We start from the raw sequence: 11664 nt of genomic DNA on the forward strand, positions 1-11664 counted from the left end.
TTTGAGCCGACAATTGGGGTGATTATGTTATTTGTTTCCATAAGTCTATAATTAATGGAAGATAATATCTCAATACGACTAAAATTTAGTCAAAAAATTTCTGTAAATTGAATGGGCCAAATTCTAAAAGACCTTATTTCGAAATTGTACTTCGCTCTATCAGAGAGAGACTCTCGGAATGTGGAAATATTTTTCTAATTCCAAAATATAAAAAATATTATTTATTAAATTTATTTGGAAAATTATAAATAAAACAAAGTAAAAAAATATAATCAAATTTCCGATACCTAACGATGCTCATGAAAATATTATTATTATTTCCTGAAGAATTCTGTATTTTTTATCGAAGTTCTTTAGCAGCTCAGGCTTCAGATGCTTGGGCGGAGGCTTTGAAATTCATGAAACCACAATCAGAAATTCTGATCGTCGGAGGCGGTGTCGCAGGTCTTTCGCTTGCGGCGAGTCTGGGCAAAACCTTGGGAAAGCGCCGTAAGGCACGCATCACGTTAATTGACAAAAGCTTTTCCCATGTCTGGAAACCAATGTTGCACTGCTTTGCCGCAGGAACGGTTGCCAATGAGAACGACCGGATCAGCTTTATCACCCAGGCCAGTGAGCATCACTTCGAATTCTGGCCGGGTGAAGTTGTCTCGATTGACCGTGAGAACCGTCAGGTGGTTCTCAGTCCTTTTCATGCTTCGGATGGTTCTCTGGTCCTTGAAAGCCGGACTATCCGTTATGATACGATCATTCTCGCGATTGGAAGTTGTGCCAATGATTTCGGGACCCCGGGGGTCAAGGAGCATTGTCTCTGTATCGACAATCTCGTGGAAGCCAATGTTTTCAATGAAAAGTTCCGTATGGAATTGATGCGGGCTTTCGCGCATGGTTCGGAACTGGACATTGCTATTGTCGGCGGGGGCGCCACGGGAACCCAACTGGCTGCGGAACTTCACAAGGCTCTTGATATCGTTGACCCATACAGCCTGCATGCTTTTGGAAAAACACCACCCAAACTGAGAGTGACGCTTCTTCAGTCAGGGCCGCGTATTCTGCCTGCCTTTCCAGAAGCTGTATCACTTGCTGCCCAGCAGGAGCTTGAGCGGATCGGTGTCACGGTGAGAACATCGGCTCGTGTGGCGGCGGCAGATTCAACTGGCTTTATTCTCAAAGACGGTACGCATATTCCTGCCAAGCTTCGTGTCTGGGCTGCGGGTGTAAAAGCCCCGGAAGTGACGCAGACCTACGGGAATCTTTCTTTAAATCCCACAGGCCAGATCCTGACACATTCAAATCTCTGCTCCATTGATGATGACCGGATTTTTGCTGTAGGCGACTGCTCATTCATCAAGGATGACCCCCTGCCCGCTACGGCTCAGGTCGCCCGGCAGCAGGCTCTTCATCTTGCACGCCATCTGCCTGCGTTTATTGAGCGTGGAGTGAAGGTCCCTGGGTGCGTTTTCAAAAACAAAGGCGCCATTGTCGCTTTGGGGAAATACAACGGGTGGGCAACGCTTCCCGGAGGAACAGTCTGGGGAGGTGGCTTTTTTCATGGGTTTTCAGCTCGGATGGCACATCTTTTCCTCTATCGTAGACACCAGATCGAACTATTCGGTTTCTATAGAGGGCTGATTTCTCTTTACTCAGACTGGATTGAAACTTTTGTGCGACCATCGGTAAGGCTTGATTGAAGTTTTACAGCGTCATCATTTTAATATGCGATGCCCTTTATTTTCTATTACATGGAAATAAAGGGTTTTTTCTAAAAATAGATTAATTTATTTCAGATAAACGAATGTGGCATTTTATTTCTTCCTGCATGAGGATATAACGCGGGTATGTCCTCACAGATTGTTTCATAAATGTTTCACTCTCCGCGAAATGCGCCGAAAACTGCTCTAAAAGATACCAGAACCGCTATTGTAACGGGGGTATCTGGTGGAATTGGCACTATTGTGGCCAAAGCTCTTCTGGATGAGGGCTACCATGTGGTCGGTTTGTCGCGCACTCATCCGACGATTACACATGAGTCGTTCACGTTTATATCGTTCGATGCGTCGCGGGCAGTCGAGTTGGAACAGTCCTGTGAAAATATTGCCAGTTACTTTGCTTCTGTGTCTGTTCTTGTTCATTGCGCGGCCATCATAGCGCCTGCTAATGTTGAAACGATGAGTGCAGATGACGTTCTGCGTCAGATTTCGATCAATCTGACGATGCCGGCGGTTCTGACGTCCAAGCTTCTGTCTTCTATGGGAAAGGGCAGCCGGATTGTCTTTGTCAATTCCATGGCTGCAGCAATGCCTCTTGCCGGAAGCAGTATTTATAGCGCTACGAAGGCTGGTCTTCGTAATTTTGCTCTCTCTCTTTCCCAAGAGGTGCACCATCGTGGAATTTCAGTGTCGTCCATTTTTCCCGGGGCTGTTCTGACTGAAATGTTGCGTCAGGAAATGGCGTCTGGCGGTTCGGTTTTGAACTTTGTGAGCTGCCCGGCGACCCCTCATGCTGTAGCGCGAGAAATCGTTTCGTTGATCAATAAACCTAAACAGGAACGCTTCTTCCCTGCGCTTGATGGTATTTTCGGCGGCTTATGTATGTTAATGCCCGCATTGTTGCGAATTTCGATGCCTGTGCTGACATATTTTGGAAAACGTGGTTATGCACGCGCTATCCGTAAAAATATTTTTCAAAATAAAGTCTGATTTTCTATTCAGGAACAGGCTCCCAAGTGTTTTATTTGGACATGCATGTGCAATAAACATGAACGGCTGAGAATATTATGAAACCCGACATCCAGAACCAGTTGGCATGAACATGCCCTCCGGTATCCAGGGTTGTAGTCATGCAGGCGATGAGAAAGAAGCTGGTCATCAATGCCCCGGACAACACGATCCATATAAGCCGCTTCTTGTTCATCTGTGGTGTTACTTTCGTTATCGCCCCAAGTTAGAAAGGGGAACTGAACCCAAAAACTTGCCTACGCGAGCGACGAGACGAAAAAAGTGAGCAAAAAATCCATACAAGACTATAAGGTGTATGAAACTGTAAAATTTTACAGAGCATTCCAGCTTTTTTTAAATACTCCCTGTTGTGACCGTGATCAAGCCATCTGCATCTCGGAAGTCATGAGAAATATGCCTGAAAAAGACTTTTCCACGACTGCAAATCATCGCCTCTTATCTCGACAGGATAGCCGTTGTCTGGGAGCAAAATTGCGGAAATCCATGCCGCGCGCTGCACAGTCCGAATGGATTCTTCCCGCCAATCGTACAGACCCGGTTGAGATTCTAAGACTGCAAGGCCTGACGCGTATCGCTTCCCTCCTCCCTGTTCGTTATGATCGTATGAAGGTTTCTCCCTTCACTTTTTTACGCGGCGCTGCAGCCGTGATGGCACAGGATCTCGCCAAGGCGCCTGTTTCTGGCATTCATGTCCAGTCCTGTGGAGACTGTCATCTTGCCAATTTTGGGAGTTATGCCTCTCCCGAAGGTGTGCCTGTTTTCGACATTAATGACTTTGACGAGACACTTGATGCTCCGTTCGAATGGGACATCAAACGCCTCGGAACGTCTCTTGTACTTTCCGGACACGAAAACGGCCTCTCCCCAAAGGCCGCCAGACAACTCGTAAAAACCATGTCGTTATCTTACACGCAGCAAATGGCGCGGCTGGCTGGGATGACGCCCTTGCAGGTCTGGGTAGATCGCATTGACTTGGTAGCAGCGATTTCCGACTTTGAGGATCCTAAGGTCAAAGCGAAAGCAGAGAAACTTCTTTCGGATCGTCTAGATGCCGCCAAGGGATACTTTGGTCTCGTCAGCAGTGATAAAAGCGGTCCGTCTTTGAAGGAAAAACCTCCTTTGGTCATGCGCTTACCAGATCAGGAGGAGGCAATTCGGCTTGCTTTTGCACGCTATATCGCGACTCAACCTCCCGAACGCGCCATTCTCCTCAAGCGTTACAATCTGCGAGACGTCATCTTCAAGGTTGTGGGCATCGGCAGCGTCGGTACGTTTTGTGCGATTGGACTGTTTGCGACAGCCGATGGCGAGACAATGCTTCTTCAGATCAAGGAAGCCCAGACATCGGTACTTGAAGCTGGCGCCCTTCCCTCGCCGTTCAAAAATCAGGGCGAGCGTGTAGTCACAGGACAGCGGATCATGCAGGCCGTTTCGGATACTTTTCTGGGATGGACGCACAGTAATGCATCCATCGGCAGCGATACGCCGGATCTGGCCGGGGCTGGCCGTCAGTTCTATGTGCGACGCGTCAAGGACAGTCGCCTCGCCGCCATTGGTGCAGACGTTGCGCAGGAAGGGTTGGAAGACTATGCGCGGCTGTGTGGCCGCACTCTGGCGCGCGCCCATGCCCGCTCTGGAAATGCCAGCATGATTTCCGGTTATCTTGGAAAGGGTGCTGGCTTTGCGGACGCAATGGCTGAATTTTCACAAAACTACGCACAACAGACCGAGGTAGACTGGAAAAACTTTGTAACTGCTCTGGAACATGGGAAGCTGGCTGCTCATTAGAGGCCGTTCTTACCTCACGGGATTTTACCTGATACGGATCAACGACTATAGGAAAGTCAGACAAATCGACACGCCCGGCGGCTTCTTCAAGCGGACTTTCCTTCATGATACGTCAGTCACCCTTTCTCACGACCTACATTGTCACATTCAGTTGTCCGAACCGCCCGGGTATCGTGGCGGCAATCAGTCAGCGGCTTTTCGAATTGGGTGCCAATATTACCGAGGCGCAGCAGTTCGACGATACGGACAGTACTCAGTTCTTCATGCGGATCGTCTTTGAACTTCCCAAGGATGGTCTTTCAGAAGAGACGTTAAAGACGGAGTTTGCCGGGCTGGCTAACATCTTCTCGATGAATTGGTCCATCAGCGACCGTTCAAAGCGTCTCAAGGTTCTTCTGTTCGTTTCCCGCTTTGATCACTGTCTCGTGGATCTCCTGTATAGGTGGCGGCTTGGCGAACTCCAGATCGATCCTGTAGGCATTATCTCCAACCATCCCCGGGAAACCTACGCGGATCTGGACTTCCACGGCATTCCTTTCCACCATCTGCCGATTACGAAAGAGACCAAGGCAGAGCAGGAGGAGCGGATCTGGACGGTCTTTCAGGACAGTGGTGCGGAACTCGCTGTCCTTGCCCGATACATGCAAATCCTGTCGAATGAGATGGCAACACGTCTTTCCGGGCGGTGCATCAATATTCATCACTCGTTTCTGCCAGGCTTCAAGGGGGCCCGTCCCTATCATCAGGCGTTCAGCCGAGGGGTCAAACTGATCGGGGCCACAGCCCATTATGTGACAAGCGATCTCGATGAAGGTCCGATCATCGAACAGGACGTGGAACGGATTTCTCACGCAGACGATCCAGATGATCTGATCCGCAAAGGCCGGGATATTGAACGCCGGGTTTTGGCCCGTGCCGTCCGGTATCATGTGGAGCGTCGGGCCATTCTGAACGGAAACAAGACGATCGTTTTCACGCCCTGAAACAGCTCGATGATCGTGCAGTCTGGCAGACCGGAAGTGCTTGGACATGCCTTTTTCGATGTGTCAGCATGGCGCGTCATATCCTGAGCAGTTCTGGTAGAAACAGTCTTTGAAACCCGTCAAAATTCTTCACACATCCGACTGGCATCTTGGTCACGAACTTTCAGGTCACTCGCGTGAGGCAGAACACGATGCTTTTCTCGGCTGGCTTCTGGATGCACTCGAAGAACAGGCCTGTGACGTCCTGCTTGTCACAGGGGACCTGTATGACATGGCGAACCCGCCCGTCTCGGCACAGCAGAGACTCTATGCCTTCATAGCAAACGCCAGAAACCGGTTGCCGCATCTCCAGATCATCATGATCGGGGGAAACCATGATAGTGCCCTGCGGATTGATCTGCCAGGCGCCCTTGTTGATGAGCGGGTTTATCTTGTCGGTGGTCTTCCGAAAAAGAACCGTCAGCCAGATTTCGAACGGATTTGCATCCCGCTTGAGAATTCGGAGGGTCAGGTTGCCGCCTGGCTCGGAGCAATCCCTTTCTGTCGCCCCGGCGATCTTGGAAAAGAAAGCCTCGAAGAGCTTTACGCGGAAACAACCCGGCAGCTTTTGGCTCGGGCAAATGGCCTTCCCCTTGTTCTCACCGGGCATCTGCATGTCGCCGGAGGAGATGTGTCAGAGCTGTCAGAGCGTCGGATCGTCATAGGGGGCGAAGAAGCGCACGCCGCGTCCCTGTTCAGCACAGACGTCACGTATGGTGCTCTCGGACATTTGCATCGACCGCAGCAGATTGCTGGACCGTCACTGGTTCGCTACGCAGGTTCCCCCTTCCCGCTCTCCGTGACGGAACGCAACTATAAGCATTCCGTGACCTTGTTAACGCTGACGCCGGGTACGCCGGTGGTCCAAGAACTTTTAATTCCTCGGGCTGTTCCTTTCTTGCGTATCCCCAATGGGGCTCCGCGTTGTCTTGATGATGTCGTGAAAGAGCTTGAGGCTCTTCCTGTGGAAACACTCCCGCGCGATCAGCAGCCGTTTCTGGAAGTTTCCGTTCTCATGGAGACTGCCGAACCTCATCTGCAAGCCCGCATTTTGAATGCGCTGGAAGGGAAATCTGTTAGGCTGACGCGGATCAACCGTGTTGTTCAGCAAAGCGGCCACTTGGGATCACTGGCGGATCAAAGACAGGAACTGGCCGACCTCCAGCCCGAAAAGGTTTTCGCGGCACTTCATGAGCGGAAATACGCCACGAGCCCGGACGCAGCGCTGGAACGCGCCTTTGCCGAACTTCTTCTCCTGGCAGAAACCGCAGACCCTACTCTTTCGAAGGCAGACTGATGCAGATCCTTGCAATCCGTGGCAGTAATCTTGCCAGTCTGGCTGGATCATTCGAGGTCAATTTCAATACGGGGGTTCTGGCTGATGCCGGCATCTTCGCGATTACAGGACCGACGGGGGCTGGGAAATCCACGCTTCTGGATGCCATCAGTCTTGCCCTTTTTGACACCATTCCCCGTTTGGAAAGTGCTCCCAAAACAGGTCAGATCACGCAGGATGAGATTGGCCCGCAGGATCCTCGGGCGATTTTGCGGCATGGCTCCAGCCACGGTTTCGCAGAGCTCGATTTTGTCGGGCGAGACGGTCGAAGCTATCGCAGTCGTTGGGCAGTCCGTCGCGCGCGGGACCGCGCAGAAGGTAAACTTCAAACCAGTACGCTTGATCTGGAATGCCTTGATACCGGGGAACGGCTGGGCGGGAAAAAGATAGAAACCAAAGCGGAAATTCTGCGGCTCGTCGGTTTGAATGCACAACAGTTTGGTCGGGCTGTTGTGCTGGCGCAGGGAGAATTTGAAGCCTTCATCAAGGCAGATGGTGATGAACGGGCACAATTGCTCGAAAAGCTGACAGGCGCTGATATCTACAGTCGTGTTGGCAGGATCGCTTTTGAGAAAGCCCGTGATGTTAGAGCGGGATATGACACTCTGGAAAGGCAGATTGCGGCGATGAACGGCCTCGATACAGAGGCGCGCCAGTCACTGGAAGAAGAACGACAGGCGGCAAAAGTCGCTCACGACGAAAAGCTGGCGATCTGTGAACAATTCCAGACCGCTCAGGACTGGCATGACAGACTGTCGGATCTTAAAGCCAAGCGTGATGCCGCATTCCAGGCCTGCGAAGCGACACGGCAGGCCTGTGATAATGCAGGTCCTCGCTTCACTGCGCTTGAACGCCACAAGCAGGCTCTGACCCATATGGCGGCTTGGGAAAGGCTGAAAGATACCGAAGGCAGAGTCCGTCAAGCAGAAGACGCCGCTTTTCAAGCCCGACAGACTGAACAAAGTGTCAGCCATGCCATGACGTGTGCTGAAAATGAGCTTGAAACTGCGACACAGGCTCTCGATGCTGCCAAGTCTGCGCAGCAGGACGCTGCTGCTGCTCTTCACGAAGCCCGACAACTGGACATGGAGTTAAAGCATGTCACGGAAGGGCTCGACCTTGCGACGAAAAGCCTCAGCAAGCAGACTGATATTTTTCAGAGTGCTGATACGGCTTTAAGAAAAATCACGCAGACGGTTCTTGATATTCAACTCAGGAAAAACGAACTCACGGCCTGGTTGAGAGAGCACTCCAACCTTGCAAAACTGTCCCCTTTTGAAGCTGACCTGATTTCTGACTTCAAGGCTCAGGCCACTCTGCTTTCTCAACGCTCAAGACTTGAAGAAGCAGAACATCTGGCGGGTTGTCAGCATTTGGAAGCCATAACACAAACCCGAAATGCCAAAGAGGCGCTCGAAAGTGCCGCTCAGGCTCTGAAATCTTCCGAGGAAGCGACATGGCAGGCTGAAGAAGATTTGCCTCGCCCGGAACGCTTTGAGCATCTGACCTTATCTCTTCGTGCACTGGAAGCCATTCAGAGAAAAAATCTGGAAGTAAATCGTCTTCATGAAGACTTACAGGACTCTGAAACGAATTATGGAAAAACAGTTGATGATATTCAGCGTCTGACTTCTGAAAAGGCAGACTATCAGAGCGAACTCACTCAGCTAGAGACGCAAATCCCAATTCTTTCAGCTATTCTGAAAGAGGCAAAACGTTCGGAGGAGCACTGTAGAAATACAACCAGTGACGCAGCCATGATGATGCGAACAGCCTTGGTGGAGGGAGAGCCTTGCCCGGTGTGTGGGGCGACGGCCCATCATCTTGACGCTTTGGATGCTATGCTTGGTGGTGCAGTCGAAGCCGCGCGAAAAAGGACAGCCGATGCCGCTACGGCGCTGGAGACCGTGCGTGATCGTGCAACGGTTGTGGCGACCCTGAGTGAGACGGTGCGCGAGCAACTCCGCAATCTATATGACCAGCAGCATCACCAGAATATGGCGAAAGAGGCCTGTCAGGTAGCGTGGACATCAGGTGTGGAGCAGTTGGAGCGAGACTGTCGGGCTTATGGTCTGGATAACAAGCTGTCCGGCCACACCTTAACCGAAGAGACGCAAAAACGCCTGACGGCTCTCAGTCAGGAGCAGGCCGCACTTCATGCAAAAATGCAGTCACTCGATGCAGTCCGAGCAGCAGAGCGCACAGCAAGAACGCATCACGATACAGCCCGACAGGCTCACGAGCACGCTGAAACTCATTACCGGGTCGCAGAAGACAGGATGAAAGAGGCACGCCAACTGCGTCTTCAGGCCGATGCAGAGCAGAAGCGTCTGGAAAAGTGCCTGGACGACAGACTTTCCGACGTCATTGCATGGCGTGATCTGTCAGAAGATCCAGCCATGTGGTTGTCTCTTACTCTTGCGGCGTGGCGTCAGAGGACTGATGCGCTCTCCCAGTTGGAAAGTGATTGGCCAAGCTTGCATGCCGCACATGTGCGTGCTGAAGGTGAAGTCCAGGCAGCCAGAACATCTCTGGCAGAGGTCCAGGCAGACTGGCAGGCAAGGAACGATGTCTATCAGGTTCTGCTTCAAAGACGTTCGGGCTTGCTTGATGGGCAACCCGTTGACAGCGTTGTTGAGGCTCTTGCCGGAGCAGTCAAAGTCGCTGAAGACGCATTTCAGAAGGCACAGAATGCCAGAAATGCTGCATCAGAGCTTGCGGTGGGCGCAAGAGCGCGTCGTGAGGGGGCGGAAAAGCTTTTTGAAGAAACCCGAAAAGAGCTGGTTGATTTAGGCGAAAGCTTTGATGCTCGGCTGGAGCGTGAGGGGTTCAGCCGAGCAGATATTGGAGAGGCCGAGGCTCTTGGAGTGGACTACGCCACTTCTGAAGAAAGGGCGCTGTTTGAACTGAACAAGGCCCATAGTGATGCGTGCGCGGCCCTCACGCCCCGTGAAAGTGATTACGCACAGCACGAGGCCAGCAGGCAGGCAGTTTTTGAGATTGCTGATCTGGAGCAGCAGCTTCTAAAGGCGAAAGCAGCCGTCGCAGACGCTCAAACCGCGCTGACCCGGTTGGAAGCGCGGATTATTCAGGACGACGAAACACGATTCCACACAGCTGAACTTAGGGCGCAACTCGCAGCAAAGCGTGCGGATGGTCATGTCTGGGAGCGGCTGGGAGAGATGCTGGGTGACGCTCAGGGAAAGAGGTTCCGTAATTTCGCACAAAGCCTGACGCTTGATCATCTTCTCGACTTTGCAAACGAACGCCTTGCAGATCTTAAGCCCCGTTATACCCTTCAACGGGCGCCCGCAGGGGAAATGCTGATCGAAGTCATTGATAATGATATGGGGGGGCTGGTTAGAGGATTGCAGAATCTTTCCGGTGGGGAACGCTTTCTCGTCAGTCTTGCGCTAGCCTTGGGACTTTCTGAAATGTCTACCGGGCGCGGCATTCGGATCGAAAGCCTGTTTATAGATGAAGGGTTCGGAGCGCTGGACTCTGCAAGCCTGGGACAGGCGGTTGCTGTGCTTGAACACCTTCAGGCGCAGGGGCGCCGCGTTGGTGTGATCAGCCATGTAGAGGAACTCAAGGAACGCATCCCCGTAAAAATCGAGGTAACGCCTTTATCAGGTGGAAAAAGCCAGATCGCGATTGTCGTCGATTAGGACTGACAATTTTATGCGATGGTACGGGCAGAGGGACTTGAACCCCCACAGCTTGCGCCACCAGAACCTAAATCTGGCGTGTCTACCAATTCCACCATGCCCGCGGACTGTGGGGTGGGTCTATACGAACTCTTCGGCATCGGCAATGGCATTTGTAGTTATGGCATTGAAAATGTTGACCCACCTGCCTGATACAGATCTGGCCGTATCAGGCTCTTCCTCACAGGATGCTCGGGATTTGAAGTTCAGTCTTTAACCTTCTGGAACTTCAGAACAAAATTGTCGCCCTCCCCAATGGCTTCATATTTTGCATGGTCCGTTGCTCCCAGTGCGTAAGTGGGAGGCAGCGTCCAGATCCCTTTGGGCCAGTTGGCTGTATCTTTCGGGTTGGCATTGATTTCAGAACTGCCAACCAGTTTGAACCCTGCCTTCTGGATCAGGTCGATTGCGTAAGACTGCCGAACATATCCGTCTTTTGCCATCGGATCCTGAGGTGCGGTGGTATTCCCACGATGATCCTCAATGCCCAGTATGCCACCTGGTTTGAGGACCCTGTGAATGGCGGCAAGCATTTCCGGCGCGTTTCCGGCTTCCATCCAGTTGTGCATGTTGCGGAATGTCAGGACGAGATCAACGCTGTTTGCAGGTGCAAAATCCAGATGCTGCCCGTCAAATTGCGTGGTTTTGATCCGTCCGTAAATGTCTGGACGTTCGGACTGAAGCTTGCTGATAGCCTGTTTTTTCAGGTCAGCAGGGCCTAACGCGACGGTGTATGTGCCATGATCATACAAATAAGGCGCCAGAATTTGCGTCCAGTACCCCCCTGATGGCCAGATTTCCAGAACATGAGCGTCTGGCTTCAACCCGAAAAAAGTCAATTCTTCAATGGGATGGCGGACCGCATCACGCGCTACAAAAGCGGGCGTTCTTTCCGGAGAGTGTACAGCCTGATCCAGGGTTGGCCCGGCAAGCGCGGACGTAACGGTCAGGAGAGGAAACAGACACAGGAAGGCATATTTCGACAGCATGAAAGTGCTCCAGTCGTGAATCTCATAACTGTGGCTTCAAAACTGAAAAAAGTCTTTACTCATCTGAGAAAATTTCTGAGAGCA

The 11664-nt window shown here is 51.7% G+C and carries 7 protein-coding genes and 1 tRNA gene; 6 read left to right on the forward strand and 2 right to left on the reverse strand.

Annotated elements, in window-relative coordinates; all coding sequences use genetic code 11:
• Positions 1-398: 398 nt before the first annotated feature.
• The 6 genes from AC3B6F_RS09690 to AC3B6F_RS09715 all read left to right on the forward strand — a co-directional run bounded on the left by AC3B6F_RS09690 (position 399) and on the right by AC3B6F_RS09715 (position 10552).
• Positions 399-1691, forward strand: coding sequence for an NAD(P)/FAD-dependent oxidoreductase (locus AC3B6F_RS09690; protein WP_489824187.1), 1293 nt, complete (start codon positions 399-401; stop codon positions 1689-1691).
• Between the two features lie 171 nt (positions 1692-1862).
• Positions 1863-2699: an SDR family NAD(P)-dependent oxidoreductase gene (locus AC3B6F_RS09695; protein WP_489824188.1), complete on the forward strand. Its 837-nt coding sequence runs from the start codon at positions 1863-1865 to the stop codon at positions 2697-2699.
• Positions 2700-3131: 432 nt separating this feature from the next.
• Positions 3132-4526: a DUF2252 domain-containing protein gene (locus AC3B6F_RS09700; protein WP_489824189.1), complete on the forward strand. Its 1395-nt coding sequence runs from the start codon at positions 3132-3134 to the stop codon at positions 4524-4526.
• 104 nt (positions 4527-4630) lie between these two features.
• Positions 4631-5509 (forward strand): formyltetrahydrofolate deformylase, encoded by an 879-nt coding sequence (gene purU / locus AC3B6F_RS09705; protein ID WP_489824190.1) that lies wholly within the window; start codon positions 4631-4633, stop codon positions 5507-5509.
• A gap of 109 nt (positions 5510-5618) precedes the next feature.
• On the forward strand, positions 5619-6845 hold the full coding sequence (locus AC3B6F_RS09710; protein WP_489824191.1) for a metallophosphoesterase family protein: 1227 nt from the start codon (positions 5619-5621) through the stop codon (positions 6843-6845).
• The gene (locus tag AC3B6F_RS09715; RefSeq protein ID WP_489824192.1) at positions 6845-10552 is read left to right on the forward strand and encodes an AAA family ATPase; all 3708 of its coding nucleotides are present in this window, start codon (positions 6845-6847) and stop codon (positions 10550-10552) included. The genes AC3B6F_RS09710 and AC3B6F_RS09715 overlap by 1 nt, the downstream gene beginning before the upstream one ends.
• A gap of 19 nt (positions 10553-10571) precedes the next feature.
• On the opposite strand, the gene AC3B6F_RS09720 is transcribed toward AC3B6F_RS09715, so the two are convergent.
• Together AC3B6F_RS09720 and AC3B6F_RS09725 are read right to left on the reverse strand one after the other, a co-directional pair.
• Positions 10572-10656: transfer RNA gene (locus AC3B6F_RS09720), tRNA-Leu, on the reverse strand.
• A 141-nt stretch (positions 10657-10797) separates the two neighbouring features.
• Positions 10798-11580, reverse strand: coding sequence for a class I SAM-dependent methyltransferase (locus AC3B6F_RS09725; RefSeq protein WP_426066479.1), 783 nt, complete (start codon positions 11578-11580; stop codon positions 10798-10800).
• Positions 11581-11664 lie beyond the last annotated feature (84 nt).

It is taken from the genome of Gluconobacter sp. ESL1110 (assembly GCF_058107395.1).